General features: G+C 44.1%; 16 protein-coding genes. 3 read left to right on the forward strand and 13 right to left on the reverse strand.

Annotated elements, in window-relative coordinates; genetic code table 11:
* Positions 1 to 76 precede the first annotated feature (76 nt).
* From V6W81_RS24665 to V6W81_RS24695, 7 genes are all read right to left on the reverse strand, one after another.
* The gene (locus V6W81_RS24665; RefSeq protein WP_338540675.1) at positions 77 to 1,750 is read right to left on the reverse strand and encodes a response regulator; all 1,674 of its coding nucleotides are present in this window, start codon (positions 1,748 to 1,750) and stop codon (positions 77 to 79) included.
* A gap of 16 nt (positions 1,751 to 1,766) precedes the next feature.
* Positions 1,767 to 2,639 (reverse strand): CheR family methyltransferase, encoded by an 873-nt coding sequence (locus tag V6W81_RS24670; protein WP_145051650.1) that lies wholly within the window; start codon positions 2,637 to 2,639, stop codon positions 1,767 to 1,769.
* A 256-nt stretch (positions 2,640 to 2,895) separates the two neighbouring features.
* Positions 2,896 to 6,615 (reverse strand): response regulator, encoded by a 3,720-nt coding sequence (locus V6W81_RS24675; RefSeq protein ID WP_338540676.1) that lies wholly within the window; start codon positions 6,613 to 6,615, stop codon positions 2,896 to 2,898.
* The gene (locus V6W81_RS24680) at positions 6,612 to 7,781 is read right to left on the reverse strand and encodes a PP2C family protein-serine/threonine phosphatase (protein ID WP_338540677.1); all 1,170 of its coding nucleotides are present in this window, start codon (positions 7,779 to 7,781) and stop codon (positions 6,612 to 6,614) included. Before V6W81_RS24680 ends, V6W81_RS24675 begins: the two co-directional genes overlap by 4 nt.
* A 336-nt stretch (positions 7,782 to 8,117) precedes the next feature.
* Positions 8,118 to 8,462: a general stress protein gene (locus V6W81_RS24685; RefSeq protein WP_056693378.1), complete on the reverse strand. Its 345-nt coding sequence runs from the start codon at positions 8,460 to 8,462 to the stop codon at positions 8,118 to 8,120.
* A gap of 127 nt (positions 8,463 to 8,589) precedes the next feature.
* Positions 8,590 to 9,123: a hypothetical protein gene (locus V6W81_RS24690; protein WP_056693375.1), complete on the reverse strand. Its 534-nt coding sequence runs from the start codon at positions 9,121 to 9,123 to the stop codon at positions 8,590 to 8,592.
* 76 nt (positions 9,124 to 9,199) lie between these two features.
* Positions 9,200 to 9,709, reverse strand: coding sequence for a DUF948 domain-containing protein (locus tag V6W81_RS24695; protein ID WP_338540678.1), 510 nt, complete (start codon positions 9,707 to 9,709; stop codon positions 9,200 to 9,202).
* 222 nt (positions 9,710 to 9,931) lie between these two features.
* Here V6W81_RS24695 and V6W81_RS24700 point away from each other — a divergent pair, with 222 nt between their 5' ends.
* Both V6W81_RS24700 and V6W81_RS24705 read left to right on the forward strand, forming a co-directional pair.
* Positions 9,932 to 10,096: a DUF1328 domain-containing protein gene (locus V6W81_RS24700; protein ID WP_017692264.1), complete on the forward strand. Its 165-nt coding sequence runs from the start codon at positions 9,932 to 9,934 to the stop codon at positions 10,094 to 10,096.
* Positions 10,097 to 10,495: 399 nt separating this feature from the next.
* Complete coding sequence (locus V6W81_RS24705; RefSeq protein ID WP_338540679.1) at positions 10,496 to 10,969, forward strand: hypothetical protein; 474 nt, start codon at positions 10,496 to 10,498, stop codon at positions 10,967 to 10,969.
* 123 nt (positions 10,970 to 11,092) lie between these two features.
* Here the strand turns inward: V6W81_RS24705 and V6W81_RS24710 are convergent, their stop codons facing one another.
* The gene (locus V6W81_RS24710; protein WP_338540680.1) at positions 11,093 to 11,980 is read right to left on the reverse strand and encodes a cation diffusion facilitator family transporter; all 888 of its coding nucleotides are present in this window, start codon (positions 11,978 to 11,980) and stop codon (positions 11,093 to 11,095) included.
* Between the two features lie 301 nt (positions 11,981 to 12,281).
* Between V6W81_RS24710 and V6W81_RS24715 the strand changes: the two genes are divergently transcribed.
* A complete protein-coding gene (locus tag V6W81_RS24715; protein ID WP_056693364.1) occupies positions 12,282 to 12,470 on the forward strand; it encodes a hypothetical protein in 189 nt (62 codons plus the stop codon).
* A 153-nt stretch (positions 12,471 to 12,623) separates the two neighbouring features.
* Here the strand turns inward: V6W81_RS24715 and V6W81_RS24720 are convergent, their stop codons facing one another.
* The 5 genes from V6W81_RS24720 to V6W81_RS24740 all read right to left on the reverse strand — a co-directional run bounded on the left by V6W81_RS24720 (position 12,624) and on the right by V6W81_RS24740 (position 18,335).
* The gene (locus V6W81_RS24720) at positions 12,624 to 14,249 is read right to left on the reverse strand and encodes an ABC-F family ATP-binding cassette domain-containing protein (protein WP_145051668.1); all 1,626 of its coding nucleotides are present in this window, start codon (positions 14,247 to 14,249) and stop codon (positions 12,624 to 12,626) included.
* Between the two features lie 397 nt (positions 14,250 to 14,646).
* Positions 14,647 to 15,735, reverse strand: a complete 1,089-nt coding sequence (locus V6W81_RS24725; protein ID WP_145051672.1) for an MBL fold metallo-hydrolase — start codon at positions 15,733 to 15,735, stop codon at positions 14,647 to 14,649.
* A gap of 64 nt (positions 15,736 to 15,799) precedes the next feature.
* Positions 15,800 to 15,952 carry a cytochrome bd oxidase small subunit CydS gene (gene cydS / locus V6W81_RS24730; RefSeq protein WP_156395355.1) on the reverse strand — a complete coding sequence of 51 codons (153 nt, stop codon included), beginning with the start codon at positions 15,950 to 15,952 and terminating at the stop codon, positions 15,800 to 15,802.
* Positions 15,953 to 15,957: 5 nt separating this feature from the next.
* Positions 15,958 to 16,992, reverse strand: a complete 1,035-nt coding sequence (locus V6W81_RS24735; protein ID WP_145051676.1) for a cytochrome d ubiquinol oxidase subunit II — start codon at positions 16,990 to 16,992, stop codon at positions 15,958 to 15,960.
* Positions 16,989 to 18,335, reverse strand: a complete 1,347-nt coding sequence (locus V6W81_RS24740) for a cytochrome ubiquinol oxidase subunit I (RefSeq protein WP_338540681.1) — start codon at positions 18,333 to 18,335, stop codon at positions 16,989 to 16,991. Before V6W81_RS24740 ends, V6W81_RS24735 begins: the two co-directional genes overlap by 4 nt.
* Between the last annotated feature and the right edge of the window lie 269 nt (positions 18,336 to 18,604).

The raw sequence follows: 18,604 nt of genomic DNA on the forward strand, positions 1-18,604 counted from the left end.
TCTCTCTCCTGATCAATGGTTTCCTTACTAATAACCCAACTTGAGCCCATGTGAAACAAAACAAATATTGGAAAACTTAATTAGCATGATTCATGGCTGACGATCTCGGTTTAAACATTTTTCGTTGTTCCTGAAATCGCGACAATTTCTGCTTCACACTGCCCATCTTGACGGGCTTGCTAATATAATCATCCATCCCTGCCGCTGAGCAGCGTTGCTGAATACCGTCCATCACATTTGCCGTCATTGCTAAAATGACCGGCTGCTCTGTCTGAGGAAGGCGTTCACGAATGACTTTAGTACACTCGAGTCCATCCATGACAGGCATCTGCAGATCCATAAATATATAATCGTATTTTGGATGTTCTAGAACCATATCCAGTGCTTTCTGACCGTCCTCAGCCATATCTGAAACAAAGCCTAGCTTGCTTAGCATAATGGACATCAGCTTTTGGTTAATGGGATGATCATCCACAATTAATACCCTTGGCTGATGCTCGTAATTTTTCACATCAGACAGTTGCTCATCACCACCGCCCACGACAAATTCGGTTTCGACGTAACGCTGTGCCTGGATCGTGAATACAAACGTTGCTCCGAGCTTCTCCGATGTATCCAAATGGATGTGGCCACCCATCATCTCAACGAGTGTACGACAAATGGCGAGCCCCAGCCCTGTTCCGCCGTATTTACGAGTCATTGAGGTATCAAGTTGGGAGAAGGGCTGGAACAGGCGATCCACTTTGTCTGCAGAGATGCCAATGCCTGTATCTTTTACAGCAAACTCCAACGTCATTCTTCCATCCTTCTCTTCATTGACCGAAACGATGAGATACACTCCGCCATGATCCGTGAACTTCACTGCATTAGCAATCAGATTCATTAATACTTGGCGCAATCTGGCCATGTCTCCGTAAACTAGCTGCGGAACGGACGATTCCAAGAAATAGTCCAATTCGAGATTTTTTTTGCCTGCTTCGACCGTAAATAATCCCAATACCTCCCGAATGCAAGCAACTAACTCAAACGGATGCTCCTCGAGCTCCATTTTGCCTGATTCCATCTTCGTAAAGTCCAGAATGTCATTGATTACTGTGACCAAAGCATCGGCACTACGACGAACGATGTCCGCATACTCTTTCTGATCTTCCTTGAGCTCTGTTTCCATTAGCAGATCGACCATACCGATGACTCCGTTCATCGGAGTACGAATCTCGTGGCTCATCATAGCGAGAAACTCGGTCTTTGCATTAGCAGCAATCTCCGCTTCCTCTTTAGCCTGAATGAGCTGCTGGTTCATTTTCTCTAGTTCCTGCGTTTTTTGATGTAGCAGCATCGTCTGGGTCTTTAATCTTTTATTCGTCATAAACATCTCTACAAATCCCTCGATTTTGGACTTCAAAATCTGAGGAATAAACGGTTTAACCATGTAATCAATAGCTCCGGCTGAATAGCCTGCAAACAAATGCTCGGCTTCCCTGCTATTTGCAGAGATGAAAATGATGGGCACATCCTTAGACTTATCGCGGGCTTTAATTAGCCTTGCAGTCTCAATTCCATCCATTCCAGGCATTTGCACATCAAGCACAATGACCGCAAATTCGTCTTTCAGCAAACAACGAAGTGCCTCTTCGCCTGAGGTTGCTTTGACGAGTTTATATCGTTCCGATTCCAGAACCGCTTCAAGAGCAAGCAGGTTCTCGGGGCGGTCATCTACCAACAATATATGGATTGGTTCATTAAGCCCCATGACTTTGCCTAACCCCCTATTTAATCTTCCGGTATATTTTTTCCGTCCGGTCTAACGGCTCGTAGGCATCACTAAATTCCGTAAAATGTATCGATTCTTTAGACCCCAGAACTAGGACACCAAAGTGACTCAAACTTTCATGAAATAACCCATGCACTTGGTTCCGCAGTTCATCATTGAAATAAATCATGACATTGCGGCAAAAAATCACATTAAATTCGTTAAACGAACGATCCGTAGCCAGATTATGTTCGGCAAAAATAATGTTTTTCCGCAGATAAGGATGAAATATAACGGAATTGTACTTAGCCGTGTAATATTCTGAGAAGGCTTTAGTTCCCCCAGCCTCCAAATAATTGGTTGTATATAGTTTCATTTTCTCAATGCCGTACACGCCTTCCTTGGCCTGTTGCAATGAGCGATCATTCATATCTGTCGCATAGATTCTTGCTTTGTCATACAATCCTTCTTCATGAAGCATAATCGCCATAGAATAGACCTCTTCCCCGGTAGAACATCCCGCATGCCAGATTCGGATATAAGGGTATGTTCGCAACACAGGAATAATCTTTTCCCGGAAAGTACGGAATAAGGATGGATCCCGAAACATCTCCGTTACAGGAATAGACAGATTCTGCACAAATCGTTCAAATGCCGAGCGATTATGAAGCACACGCTCCTGCAAAGCAGATATCGTTTTTGCTCCTTCTGCATGTGCATAATGCCATATTCTTCGTCTCAAAGAAGGCAAGGCGTAATTTCTGAAATCATATCCATATAGACGGTGCATACCTTCCAACAGCAATTCGATTTCAATCAGTTCGCGCTCTTCATCTTGCGCCAAGCGGCCTGATTCTGCCCCCGCCTCGGTAGGTTCCCACGATGTCATAAATTCTCTCCACTCTTCTTTTGTTACTTACGTTTATATAAAATGAACAAACGATGATTACACTTGCCACTCCGATGACAGAACAGCCTTTCGATCGCTGTTATCCCCAGATTTTTCTGATTCCCTTCTCCAAAGGGAAAATCCGGGGATAAAGGCGAACGCTTTGCTTCTTCATGCTATTTCTGTCCTCTCCGTTTCCGTGTAATCATTATTCATTTTATATATCATATTGTCCTTCATTACCCAAACTAGTGGCTTACGAATACAACCATACACGCATTAATGATAATAATTGATCTGTTTGGATTGGCTTTTTCACATAATCGGATGCGCCAGCCTCAATACACTTGCCACGATCATCCTTCATCGCCTTCGCCGTTAATGCAATAATCGGCAATTTCTCGAATTTCGGAATCTGTCTGATCCGTGTCATTGCTTCATAACCATCCATCTCAGGCATCATCATATCCATCAGTACAAGGTCGATTTCTGGATTTTGCTCCAGAATCTCTAAGGCTTCACGGCCGTTCTCGGCAAAGGTAACATCCATGCGATATCCTTCTAATACACTAGAGAGAGCAAATACGTTACGAATATCATCATCAACAAGCAATATTTTCTTGCCTTCAAATAATGTTTCTTTGTTGTGTAGCTTCTGCAAAATCCGGCGTTTATCTTCAGGCAGATTCGCTTCTACCCTGTGTAAGAACAAGGTAGTCTCATCCAATAACCGTTCCGGCGATTTTACATCCTTGATAATGATGGATTCTGCATATTTACGAAGCTTCATCTCTTCCTTACTATCAAGCTCTTTTCCTGTATAAATAATAATAGGCAGATCACTCAGATATTCGTCATCCCTAATCTGATCCAACAGCTCGAATCCGGTCATGTCGGTCAGCATCAGGTCAAGCACCATGCAGTCATAACGCTGGCTATGCAGCTCGGTTAAAGCTTCTTTTCCTGTAGAGACAGCTGTTATCGCCACATCATCATGACCTATCAATTCAATAATTGCTTTACGCTGAGTTTCGTCATCCTCCACAATTAACAAACGCTTCAATTGGTTCTCTGTATAGGATTCGATATGTGAGAAGGCTTTATCCAACGAATCTTTGCTGGAAGGTTTCTTCAGATAAGCGATTGCCCCCATCATCAATCCTTGCTTCATGTCATCAATTACGGAAATAACATGTACTGGGATATGACGAGTAGTCGAGCTACCTTTCAGTTCTCCCAAAATAGCCCAGCCATCCATAACAGGCAATTGAATATCCAAAATGATCGCGTCAGGCAAATACTGACGGGCCATTTCAAGTCCCTTATCCCCTTGCAGCGCTACAATTGCTTTGAAGCCTCTTCCTCTCGCCATATCCATTAAGATATGGGCAAATTTTACGTCATCTTCGATAATCAAGAGAACTTTGTCTCCTTCGGAAATTTCACCTTGATCATCTTCTATCGTTGTTGAAGCTGTAGCTTCCGGTGCTGACAGCTCCATAAGTGCATTGCTGTCAGGATCTGGCGTGATAACGGTCTGTCTGCTTGAACGCATCATTCGAGCTTCTTTTTGTCTAATAGGCATTTCAGAAGTAACAGCCGCCTCACTCAGTGACTCCTCTAGCGGAGCTTCATCCTCATGATTATCAGGTAGATACAATGTGAACGCACTACCCACACCCTCAGAAGATTCTACCTGAATGGCTCCACCGAGCAGACGTGCAAGTTCACGGCTGATCGATAATCCTAGTCCAGTGCCTCCATACTTACGACTTGTCGTACCATCCACCTGTTGGAAGGCTTCAAAGATCAGATCTGTCTTATCGGATGGAATCCCGATCCCTGTATCCTTCACGGTAAATCCTACGTATTCCTGATTATTGTTCAGGTACGCTGGAAGTTCTTCTGAGGCTACTTTACGGCCAATGATACTTACAGATCCTCGGTTCGTAAATTTAAAGGCATTCGACAGCAAGTTACGAAGAATTTGTTTCACTCGATGGCTGTCTGTATATACCCACTCTGGTAGATTACTGTCGAAATCAATGTTGAGATCAAGCTCTTTTTTGTTCGCCATGGCGCCAAAATTCTGTTCGACAAATTGTGTTAACTCTTCCATTCGAACAGTCTCATAGTTGATATCCATTTTACCAGCGTCTACTTTGGACAAGTCTAAGATCTCATCAATCATTTTCAGTAGATCTGCACCTGACATATAGATCGTTTGAGCATACTCTTGTTGTTTAACCGTTAGATTTCCATCCTTGTTCTCAGACAATAACTGAGAAAGAATCAGTAGGCTGTTCAGCGGTGTACGTAGTTCGTGTGACATGTTAGCCAAAAACTCGGATTTGTATTTACTTGTCATCGACAACTGCATAGCCTGCTGTTCCAACTGCGTTTTTGTTTTCTCGATCTCGTCGTTCTTCTCTTCCACTTCTCGCACCTGCTCTTCAAGTGCACGCGTCTTAGCAATTAACTCCGTATTAAAGTGCTCAAGTTCCTCCTGTTGCCGCTGAAGCAGCTCCTCGGAACGCTTGAGTGCACCTGTCTGTTCCTCTAAGTTTTCGTTAGAGCGGCGTAACTCTTCCTGCTGTGTCTGCAGCTCCTCGGATTGCACTTGGAGTTCCTCCGTGAGTGCTTGAGATTCACGTAATAATTCTTCCACGCGTAAACGACGGCGAACGTTGTTAAGGATCACACCCAGATTCATAATCAACTGAGAGAATAGCTGTTTATGCAGATCGGTAAACCCATCAAATGAAGCCAGTTCAACCACACCAATAAGCTCATCCTCAAAAACAACGGGATAGATCATAATGCTCGTCGCTCGCGAAGATCCAGACGCCGAACCGATATGCACATAGTCTTCTGGAGTGTTCTCTACAATAATCGGATTCATATCCAGGGCAGCCTGACCAATCAACCCTTCTCCGATGCGATAAACTTCTTTTCCTACCGTCTCATTCTCTTCAAAAGCGTACGCACCGTAGCGTCTTAACTCATCTGGATGCTTCTCCTCATCTACTAAATAAACGACACCTAGTTGTGCACCTAATACAGGTGTGAACTCACTAATAAACATTTGCGAAATCTGGCGAATTGAACCAATTCCTCTTAACAACTCTGGAACTCTTGCAATATTCGAACTCATCCAGTTCTGATCCTGTTGCGCTTGTAAATATGCTTTCTCTATTTCCATTTTCTCTTCTAAGTCGCCCGATACTTCTTTGAATACCGTTGCAATCTGACCGATCTCATCCGTGGACTTGATCCGAATCCGTTGAATGGTACGATAACGGCCATGACCGAAGCTTGTGATCATCATGGATACCGTGTTCAGACCTCGCGTAATGCTTGGCAGCACCCACATAATGACACCTAGAGCCAGTAATACACCAGCAATCATAATGCCAAAGGTGATCTGCACAGCCTGTGTGTAAGCTTCATTGGCTGATGTAATCTCAGAATCAATCTCTTGATCCTGATAACGAGAAAGTGCATTAAGGCTATCCACTGCCTCTTTCTGAACAGCGAGTCCCGTCGAATTACGGTAGTTATTCGCATCCTCTACTCGTCCCTGCGACATCAAGCTGAGCTGCCTCGTTCCATAAGCAGCATAAGCATCCCAAGCCGTATTGACTCGGTCAACTAACTGATGCTCTGATGCACTGTCGGCACGCTCGCGGACTTCAGTGAGATAGCCTTTGGCGTTTTCCATCATTCCCTTGAGGTCACCGTCAGCAGCGCTAATCGAATTGGTCGGATTGAGCAACAAGTTAGCTAGCACTTTGGCCATATCGTTCACTTCTCCGCGTACAGCCGATGTGAATCTCACTTTCATATAACGTTCCTGATACATCTGATCCAATTGCTGATTACTATTGTTCAACCGCTCATAACTTATAAATGTAAGAGCAATAAGAATTGCCATCAGAGCGGTAAAGCCTACCAGCAGTTTATTTCTGATTTTCACTCTGCTTCCGCCCCTTCACTTAACGTGATCCATACCAGACATTTATCGTCATCCCGCTCCTGAGGAATTTCGTCATCAAAGAACAAGGTTTGCATCAAAGGCTCATTCCACCCATGCGGGCCTTTCAACTGCTCTTTGAGGAATTCAAGCTGGTCTTCCTGTTCTCCTGGAACAGCTTCCGTTAATCCATCGGTATACAGAGCAATATGACCTTCACCCTCGTAATGAATGGTTTGAGGTTCAATATCCATTTTATCGAACAGACCCACCGGACAGCACACGCTGTCGAATGTTGTAATTGAACCATCCTCACGGAAAAATAAAGCTGGTGGGTGCCCTGCGTTAACATAGTCGATCCGCTTCTTCCGCGTATCAACAACGAGGTAGATCGCAGTAAAATAATACTGCACCAATTGTTTGCCTAAATGAAGCTGGTTGAATCGTCGATTCAGCTCTTGAATAACCTTCTCTGGATCCACATACGTTGTCACCGTATCCTTCAATACGGAAGCAATAAACATCGTAAATAATGAAGAGGAAATGCCGTGACCCATCATATCTAGGAGTATTACACCATAACGCCCATCACCTAGTGGATACCACGAGTACAGATCCCCCGCTAGCTCAAAGGATGGTTTATAGATAGCATTCACTTGAAATAAGGGATCCTCAATCGCTGGGCTGAGTACGGCACTCTGAACCATAGCCGCAAGCTTGAGCTCATCCTGGATACGTTGATCGCGTTCCTTATGCCAATCCTTCTCCTGCTTCAGACGCAGCGCCAACCTGATGCGAGCCATTAATTCCACTTTATTAATTGGCTTCGTTACATAGTCAGAGGCACCGGCATCCAGAGCTTCCGCCAGCTTTTTGGAATCCCCAATAGCCGTGACCATAATGATGGGAATATCCTTGAGATTTTCAAACTTTTGCACAATGCTACAAGCTTCGATGCCATCCATCTCAGGCATCATCATATCTAGCAAAATGAGGTCAATATCCGACGGTCTCGGACGAAGTTCATCACTTTGTCCGCCTATTCCGAGGATTTCAAACATTTCCATCGCAGAACTTGCGGTTACAATGTCACGATAGTTTTCTTTTTTCAGAATTTCTCGAATGATAATGACATTCGTCGGATTGTCGTCAACAATAAGTATTTTCATTTCTATCTCCTTATCTGTGGCGTTCCGGGTTTGTCGATTAGTTGGTTTTTGTAATAACATGTAACAACCCTAATGTTACATTTTCTGCATTTTAAACGACGGTAGACATAATAATTCCTACTATAACTATAAGCGTAAAAATGAAAAACTGCTATCAGTAAATGGCACCATTAGAAGGAAATTGCGCCGCTGGTGCCCTGTTTTTGCTACGGTTCTGACCCCGCTTCCAAACTTGCAAAAACATAGATAAGGAATGGGGAAATCCCCATTCCTTATCTATGTTTTTGATTCAGTACGATACAGTAGATTATCGTAGTCGTCTGAAGCTTGTACGCTTCAATCTTTCTTTTTAGCAATCACTAGCACTTTACCTTTATCTAATTCACTTTCGTAGAAGTCTGCTTCTGCTTCAGTGAATCCCATTGATACAATTTTGGCTCTAAGCTCATCTCCACGGGAACGGAACAGATTAGCCATGGAATCAAACAATCCCTCTTCCTTGATGCCAATTTCGTTCGCATCCGCTGTGTCTGCAATTCGGTCCGTGCGATCCTTTTCATGGGCAAGAACGAAGATATGATCAGCAAGGTATCCGGTGTTTTGCAGCTCTTTCACTGCTTCTACCGCTTGGACTCCGTTTTCTACCACTTTAGCATAAGCTTGCGCATTGGTTGAATTCATCGTTTCCACTCTCCTCTGATATTCTTCTTTCTCAAGCTACTTTTAATATATAACCATAGCATTTGGGGATGAAACGCTTTATGTTTTTTTGTCCCAAGAACATCATTCACATAGACAAGATATAGCTTTAGGACAAGGTTGCATCGAATAGGTCAATCCCCTCAATCTGATCCGTGCCTGACTTCAAATAGACTTTTAAAGCTTGGTCTCCACGGAGGTATACTTCTCCATCCTCTGCAATAACATAAGGATCACCAAGCTCCTCTTGTATGGATCTTAGATCCATATCAATCCATTGTTGATTCAACTTAAACCGTTCTTGAGAAGCATCAATATGAATATATTGAATCTCTCCTGTATCTTCGCATAGTCCCACTTTCACATCCTGAAATGCAAATTCAGGGCATCCCAGATACGGATCTTCTTTTATATCCATTGGCTGACCCTTGTGATACAACATTTGATGCATGTTGTCCTCCAAAGAAATATCATTTAGAGTCCGAAATGCCTCAACTGGTTCGGATCGATCTACAGCCAGATTAACTTCTGGCGTTTTCTCTTCCAATACCGTCCATGGCAGATCATGAGCAGCGGTTGTCGCTGCCGGTTGAACGGAAAAGGGAGAAATTACGCTAAACATTACAAGCAATAGTTTCATCATGATTCTCACCCTTTCATGAAGTTCAGGTTCGTCACCGCTCTAAATGACTTCCTTCTCGTTGAACTTATATCATTAGTTATTTACGTGCACGTTGCCAAAGGTTAGCTGCAAGATCCACATACTTCAACCATTTCTTCCCACCATTTGCCGCATCATTATATGTAGCATCATAACTTTGCAGGGTACGATCCGTTTTGGTGGCTGGCGCTGCCTGTACATGAATCGGTTCAGAAGCTTTATCTTCTTGTGGATTAGAGCGTTTGGTCTGGAATTTAGCAATCATAGTAGAGGAAACTTGTTTCGCCGCGGCAGTTACTTCGTTAAGCACCTCGCCTAGGTTTTGAACAGATTCCATAACTGGATCGATTTTTTTCATTTTGTTTTGTACATCTGCCGTAATATCATTCGCATGTCTCACCGTCTGTTTCACTTCATAACTGAGTTCATCAATCGTTTTTTGGACTTCCTGTAGCGTCTGGGATACATTGTCCAATGAACTCTGAGCGGATTTTAAAGTACGAATTAAAAAGAAAACCAAGACTGCAAAGGCCACCGCAATTAAAGCCACGCTAATTTGATAGATCATAGAAGAACCTCGCTTTCGATATACTATCTGATTGTTATTATTGCTATAGTTACCCGACCATTTCCGGGACGAAACAAACGATAAAACTCACTTCATATAATCACTCGTTTGGAAAAATCATGAATGTTTCAACTCAAAAGTCCTCGGTTAAAGAACAACTACACAAGGCGGCGAGGTGTTCAAATCTCGCTCCACAATTTCAAATCGAAAGGATGAAAACTCATGTTGAAATGGTCTGTATTGTTTCTGATTATTGCACTTGTCGCAGGTATTTTCGGGTTTTTCGGAATCGTTGAAGCGGCTGCATCGATCGCTAAAGTCCTCTTCTTCATCTTCGTTGTACTGTTCGTAATCTCCCTCATTACGGGACGAAGCCGAATGCGATGAATGAGGCAACTCAATGAAAATCAAGTCTTACATACAGAAGCCTATCGTGCTTATCATAGCCGGTAGGCTTTTGTTTGTGTACAAATAGATAAAACATCATTCCACACCCTGCCCTGCCTATACCTCTATTATGTATTACACTCCCTTCCCCTCTATTCCTGAATCGCTCTCCCGCCGACTACAAAATCACAACGTAAATAGGACTTTTTTGACATAGCCAAATTGAGTTTATCCCACTGAAGTATGATTTTTACAAGCATTCCTAATACCCACAAATGCTCCAGTTGACTCTGGAGGAAGCAAGAAAATATTGTTATAATTTGTGATTCATAGGTGAGCTTGCTTGGTTATTTTTAACACAGGACAACAAACTACATACCTACTGAGGAGGAATTACAAATGAAAAAAATCGTAAGTTTTGCTGCTGCTTTAACGTTGATGGGTTCGATGGCTGCTGCTGCAGGTGCTGAGGAAGCGGTTACTGGAACAGTAACTCCTGAAACTGGAACTGAAGCAACAACACCAGCAACAACAACTCCGGCTGTTGAAGTTAACAAACCAGCTGTAGAAACAGTTGAAGGTACAGTTGAGGGCGTTACAGGTACTACAACTGAAACTTCAACAACTACACCTGACAAAATGGTCGATGAGCCTGTTGTAAAAGCGGGAGACGAAGTTCTTGAGCCTACAATGCTGCTTAACCTGTTAGAGCGCACTTGGTTCTATGATGCTCCAAACGGTAAGCCAATCGGCGCACTTGGTTCGCAAGTCATCGACACTACAGGCGAAGTTGTTGATGGTTTCGATGGCGGTGAATGGGTACAAGTGTACACTTGGAAAGGCAAAGCTTGGATTCACGTTGCTATTCAGTAATATCGTATAATCCTTCTAGACATAAGTAAAGAGGACAGCACGTGAAACCGTGACTGCCCTCTTTTTGTTTTGAAAGCCGATTAAAATGAGCTTATCCATCTTAGAGATCTAGTGTAATGATCTTCACTCATTCTTCGGGATACCTTCGATCCTAGGCTCGACGTGTACATGAACCTGCATAATGTTATGTGATCGTTTCAATCGCTCCTCCACCCTATCACAGATCTGATGACCTTCGATCAGACTAAGTTTCCCGTCCACCTCGATGACGATATCCACCAATACATGACTCCCATGAATCCGTGCTTTGACATCTTTAATCGTCTCCACGCCAGGGACACGAGCAACGGAAGATCGAAGATCAGTTAACTCCTTTTGATCAAATCCATCGGTCAGACGATGTGTGCAGTCTCTGAAAATCTCCCAAGCTGTCCTGCAAATCAGTAACCCTACAGCGATAGCTGCAACTTTATCGAGCCAAGGTAAGCCGAATTGAGCACCGATAATCCCGATGGCTGCTCCGATACTGACCCACGCATCCGAACGATTGTCCTTGGCAGCCGCCATAAGTGCCTGACTGTTAATTTGTTTGGCTAGACGAGAGTTATAGCGATACACACCTAACATTGCAATAGCGCATATAACCGCAACTCCTGCTGCCCACAGATTGGGTGCTACAAAGCTGCCATCATACCAGGAGCGTATGGCTTCAACAAGCACTTGAAGTCCCACCACAGCCATAATAAACGAAGCAATGAGTGCCGCAACCGTCTCTGCTCTGAAATGACCATATGTATGGTCGGAATCCGGAGGCTTTTGTGAAATCCGGAGACCAATCAGCACTGCGACAGAAGCTACAATATCGGTGACATTATTATATCCATCCGCTACCAAAGCACTGGAATCAAATATATAACCACTGACTAATTTGAAAGCAGACAAGACAAGGTAAGCTGCAATGCTGACCCAAGCTCCCCGCTCTCCCTTGCGGATTTCTTCATAAGCATTCAAATCAGTGACACCCCTTTACTATCTCATATTCAGGTTCAATCATCGTACCAAAGGCTCTCCTTGTGGGTCTACAGAAACAGTGTTGCCAGAATGCAGTGCTATAGAGGTGCTGAAACAAAGTTGTTAGAATGCATCGGTGTAGGTGAGTAGACAGAAAGTTGGTTGTATTCAACATTGCGAGTATATGCTGAAGATCAGCATTTTATCAGGTTGCCCTTGTAGGGCTTTTGTAAAACGTATAAAATAAGGACATCCCGTCCAACTCGGACGGCTTAACTGTAAGACCGGGAGGGAAATAACGATGAGCGATAATACTGAACCGAAAAAAGTCAGTTTGCAGGATGCGATACGCCAAAAACTGGCGCAGAAGAAGGAACAATCAAAATCCGGCAACCAATCCAGTGCCTATTTTGAAGGTGGTCCTAAGGCGATGAAGAGCCAAAACAACAAAAAGCCTAACAATCAGCGCCGCCGTACTGGCGGATCCTAGACCTTTGGAGTGTATTCCCCAATGCACGCTATAGAACGGCCTCTAATGGCTTCTAGGCTTGGTAGTTACCTGCTGTGACTGCAACCAAAAAAAGAACCGCGACAATCCTCCAAAGAGGCTTCGCGGTTCTTTTTATATATCTATATCTTTTATTTACGCTTCAACCGGGTACATCTTGTTCCGTAATTCCTTAATCTCGTCGCTCTCCAGGTATTCATCATAGCTCATTTGACGATCAATGATGCCTGTTGGCGTGATTTCGATAATACGGTTGGCAATCGTTTGAATGAACTGATGGTCATGGGATGTAAACAGCATTGTGCCATCAAAATCAATCATACCATTGTTCAGCGCTGTAATGGATTCGAGATCCAAGTGGTTCGTTGGCTCATCCAGAATCAATGCGTTAGCACCAGTTTGCATCATTTTCGCCAACATACAGCGAACTTTCTCTCCCCCGGAAAGCACGCTTGCTTTCTTCAAGGACTCCTCACCTGAGAACAGCATCCGACCTAGGAATCCACGCAAATAGGTTTCATCCTGATCTTTGGAGTACTGGCGCAACCAGTCAACCAAAGTCATCTCGACACCATCAAAGTATTTGGAGTTGTCTTTCGGGAAATAAGCTTGTGATGTCGTTACACCCCAAGTATATTCACCACTATCAGCTTCAATCTCACCCATCAGAATATCAAACAACAGTGATTTGGCATTACCGTTCGGACCCACAAATGCGATTTTATCGCCTTTGTTCACCACAAAGCTAATGTCATTCAACATGTTCACACCATCAATCGACTTGCTTACACGATCAACAGTCAACAGTTGTTTACCCGCTTCACGCTCAGGCTTAAAGTTGATAAATGGATATTTACGGTTCGATGGACGAAGGTCATCCAGTGTAATTTTGTCGAGTTGTTTCTTACGGGAAGTCGCTTGTTTGGACTTCGACGCATTTGCTGAGAAACGTTGAATAAAGGCTTGCAGCTCTTTAATCTTCTCTTCTTTTTTCTTGTTCGCATCACGTTGCAATGCAAGTGCCAATTGGCTGGACTCGTACCAGAAGTCATAGTTACCTACATACAACTGGATCTTACCAAAGTCGATATCAGCAATGTGTGTACATACTTTGTTCAGGAAGTGACGGTCATGGGATACCACAATAACGGTACCTTCATAATCCATCAAGAAGTTCTCCAACCATTGAATGGATTCGAGATCCAAGTGGTTGGTAGGCTCATCGAGAAGCAGGTTGTTTGGACGACCAAACAATGCCTGTGCCAAGAGTACACGTACTTTTTCGTTACCGCTCAGCTCTACCATTTTCTTCTCATGCATGTCACGGTCGATACCCAGACCAATCAAGAGTGCCGCTGCATCTGGCTCAGCATCCCAGCCATTCAACTCAGCAAATTCACCCTCAAGCTCACCTGCGCGCAAACCATCTTCTTCTGTAAAGTCAGCTTTGGCATACAAAGCATCCTTTTCCTTCATGATGGAATAGAGACGACTATGACCCATAATGACAGTTTCGAGAACTGGATACTCATCATATTCAAAATGGTTTTGCTTCAAAACGGCCATACGTTCGCCCGGGGTGATGTGCACCTCGCCCGAGTTTGCTTCAATTTCACCTGATAAAATTTTCAAGAACGTTGATTTACCGGCACCATTGGCACCGATCAAGCCGTAACAGTTACCTGGTGTGAACTTGATATTCACATCTTCAAAAAGTGCACGTTTTCCGTAGCGGAGCGTTATGCCGCTTGTACTAATCATTAAGCATTACCATCCTTTATTTATTAATCTGCATTCTGCATGAATAGCAACTTGCATTAATCTTGGATTCAATATCCCGTAGCCTATTCTGGCACCATATTATAACACAAAAAAGCGGCGAATTCGAAAATAGGCCGCTTTTTACATTAAGATACATGTTCAAAAAGGACGGTTTTCAGTACCGAGAAGATGGGATGAAGATAGAAATGGAGTAGCAGAGCGTAGGCAAACCTACGTGAGCAACGGACATTTCGGCTGAATCCCATATTCGATGCTGAGATGCCATCAGGCATCCTTCGTAATCAAATGCGTACTTTTTGAACAACCTCTTCAAGATTTGGTAATCAATTATTCATGCGGGTATAACCCTTACATTAGCATATTTGGCTTGCTATTGTTAGTCTTGTTTATGTGTTTCATGCCTGATACGTAATGTCTCTCCGTGACCAAGCACACGAATCCGCTCTGCACTTATTCCTAATTTCTCACGTTCTGCTTCCAGACGGTCAAGCGCCTCCCTAGGTGTATCGTCAGCCAGTCTGAATGTTCCGTAGTGCATAGGCACCATAAGCTGGGAGCCACACTCCACGAATCCCTGCAATGCTTCTTCTGGTGTCACATGCTGAGAGGTCATAAACCATTCTGGATCGTACGCACCAATCGGCATCAGCGTAACACCAATATCGAAACGTTCACCAATTGTTTTGAACCCTGGGAAATAGCCCGTATCCCCAACAAAATAAATAACGGGTGGCTTCTCTACACTTTGCTGCGCCGTTAATTCCTGCGATGCAGAAGCTTCGGATTGTTGGGCATGAGACGTGTTGCCTGTTGCACCTGCTGAATCGTTTTGCATGTTCGTAGCAGCCATTTCCTCAGCAGCTTCAGAAGATGTGGGATGAACCACCTCCAACACATAACCACCCCAGTGAGAGCTGTTCGTGTCAAACAATGTACGTCGTGTCCAGTGTTGGGCAGGCACAAAGCTTATTTTTACACCACCCACGGTCATATGTTCCCACCATTTCATCTCGTGACAACGGTGAAAACCTTTACGAATCATCTTCCGCTTCAGTCCGTCTGGTACGATCAACAGTGTTTTGGCTGTAATCAGCTTCCGTAAGGAGGCCAGATGCAGATGATCATAGTGGGAATGGGAGATCAAAATAATATCGAGCGGTGGAATATCCTGAATCGGAATACCAGGGGCACCCAGTCTACGTTGAAATCCCATTTTCTCTGCCCATACCGGATCCGTCACGATATTTAAACCGTAGTATTGAATAAAAAAAGTGGAGTGACCAATCCAGGTAAGTGTTGTCTCCTCCCGGTTGGCATGTAAGTAATCCAGCTCCGGTGGGTGCTTAGGTACAGTGTACGAATAATCCTTTACCTTGTTGCGCCGCTCTTCCCTCCACTGCTTGAATTCCTTCAATGTCTTATCCGTGCTTACATTATCAATATTGTTATAACGAATTTTCGGCATGAAAGGGTCCTCCTCCCTTCCTACTATTTTAACCCAGGATCAACCTATTTGAAAAAACAGCCTGTTAGTCCTTCGGGTTTTTGCACATCGCCAAGTACACAAATAAAAAGGCAATCGCGGCTACGATAATCAGTGGTGGAGCATACATAATCGTAAATGTCTCAAAAAAACTCAAGCCTGTAATCCCCGGAATGCCGGATACACCTTCCAGATACATGAAGCTCATCCCTTCTTCTTGCCCGAATATCCACGGACGTAGTTCGCATCAAATAGAAACAGTTTCATGATCAGCACCAGCGATGGAATAAGCACCAGCAGTCCTAGACTGAACGCTGTAATCAGTGCAATCCCCATCGTTCGATTCGTAAAGCTATCATAAATGTTAATGTACGGGTACAGAATGTACGGCAAATGGGAACGACCATATCCATACCAAGCAAAGGCAAATTGCAGCATCACGGCGATAAAACACCAGCCCAAATACTTTCGCTTCCATACAAGCGATAAAGCAATGACAAAACATATAAACGAAGCGATAAACATCCAGGAGATATCAAGCATCCGTTCAAAGTGAAGCGGATTCTGTTTGTTAATTTGCAAAAATGCAAGAAAACTCGCAAATATTGTAGGTAAGCTCCATAACAGCGCGTACTCCCTCAACACTTCAAAAGCAATTTCATCCCCTGCCCGCTTGGCATAATAGGACAAGAACATCGCCGAAATGTACAACACACTCACGATTGCCAGCAATACAACAGACCACGTGTAGGGGTTCGTCAGGAACTCTCTCCAGCGAAAAAACACCTGCTCACCGACCTGCTCAATAATGCCTCCTTCGGATATAGCCAAAATGGTGGAAAATACCGCCGGGATCAATAATCCCGTCGCACCGTATAAAGCCATGTAAATCCGACTGTTCTTGCCATGATTACCGTAGGTATTATAGGCGTAATACACACCCCGGATCGCCAGCAATACAATCGCAAGTGATCCGGGCACTAAGAGTGCCGTACCATAATAGAAGGCACTATCGGGATAAAACCCCACCAGGCCGACGACAAAAAAGATAAGAAATACGTTCGTCACTTCCCACACCGGAGATAGATATCGCTGAATAATGTTGTGAATCTTATTCTCGTGACCGGTTAGCAGACTATAAAAGCTGAAAAAGCCTGCTCCAAAATCAATGGAGGCTACGATTAGATATCCAAATAGGAACGTCCACAAGATCGCAATGCCAGCAATTTCGAAGCTCAATGCACGATCCCTCCTTCAAGCCCCAGTGAGTCCAGTTCTTTCTCTGCTTCCTTGTTACGGAATAGCTTGCTAAGCACCCGAATACAAGAGAAACAGAGTATCAGATACAGCACAATGAACAGCACCAGCATCCAACCGACAGATGAAGATGTGGTTGCTGCTTCGGATACTTTCATATACCCACGTAAAATCCACGGCTGTCTACCCACCTCTGCAAACATCCATCCTAGCTCTATCGCAATCATCGCGAGTGGCCCCAGCAGAACAATGCCTAACAATAGCCACTTCGGATACGGCTTACGCCCTGGTAACCAACGACGAAACACATAGAGCACTGGGATCAATAAGATGATTACCCCTGTGGTTACTTTGAGATCGAACATATAGTGAATGGACAACGGTGGTCTGAGGTCTGCTGGATATTCTTCAAGCCCTTTCACTTCGGTGTCCAGACGGTTCCCTGCCAAAATACTAAGTGCATACGGAATCTCCAGTGCATACTTCACCTCGTTGTTCTCATCCAAAATACCGCCGTAGACTAACGGTGCCTTGGTCATCGTCTTGAAATGCCATTCGGCCGCCGCCAGCTTCTCTGGCTGGTACTTGGCTAAGAACTTCCCAGAAGAGTCACCAATCATGACGGTACTTACCGCAAATACAAGCGCACACACTGTCGTTAGTTTAAGTGCCTTTTTGTAATACACGTGATCTCGTCCCCGAAGCAAACTGAATGCTGCTATTCCGGCAAGCACACCTGCACTCAGCGTATAGGAGGATGCCAGTACATGAGATACTTTGGTCGGCGTAGCCGGATTAAGCATCGCTGCAATGGGGTGAATATCCTTCATAATGCCGTTCACAAGTGTAAATCCCTGAGGCTGATTCATAAATGAGTTAACGGTTGTGATAAATATGGCCGATGCCGATGATCCTAGCGCAACTGGAATGAGCAGCAGCATATGGGTATATTTCTTTTTGAACCGATCCCACGTATACAGATAGATCCCCAGAAAGATCGCCTCGATGAAGAAAGCAAATGTCTCCATAAAAAGGGGCAGCGCTATCGCTTGACCTGCAACACGCATGAACATCGGCCAGAGCAAGCTAAGCTGCAACCCGATAGATGTACCGGTTACTACACCAACGGCCACGGTGATGACGAAACCTCGCGCCCATCTCCGTGCTAGCAATGTGTAATGAATATCATTTGTACGCAATCCGCGCCATTCTGCCAGAGCAATCATTAGCGGAACGCCAACACCGATTGAAGCAAAAATGATGTGAACAAACAGAGTAAGACCAGTCAAAATACGACTTAATAGAACTGGGTCCATCGAAGACATGGGTGACACTCCTCTTCAGCATAGTCAGTATGTATTACTAAGCTTTCGGCTACAGACATGAGGGAAGCCCTTCTCAATAGCTCATGATGCGAATGATACTTTTCACAACGGCATATAACACCACAACGGCCGCCACCAGACAGACGATGATGAGCGTTTTCTCCTGTTTACGAAACATATCCCAGCCATCCTCCTTATTCACGAATTGCAAAAATTGGCTCTATAAACAGTTTGCAAAAGTTCATCTTTTTTTATCCCGAAAAATGTAA

The organism is Paenibacillus tundrae (assembly GCF_036884255.1).
Taxonomy (GTDB): domain Bacteria; phylum Bacillota; class Bacilli; order Paenibacillales; family Paenibacillaceae; genus Paenibacillus.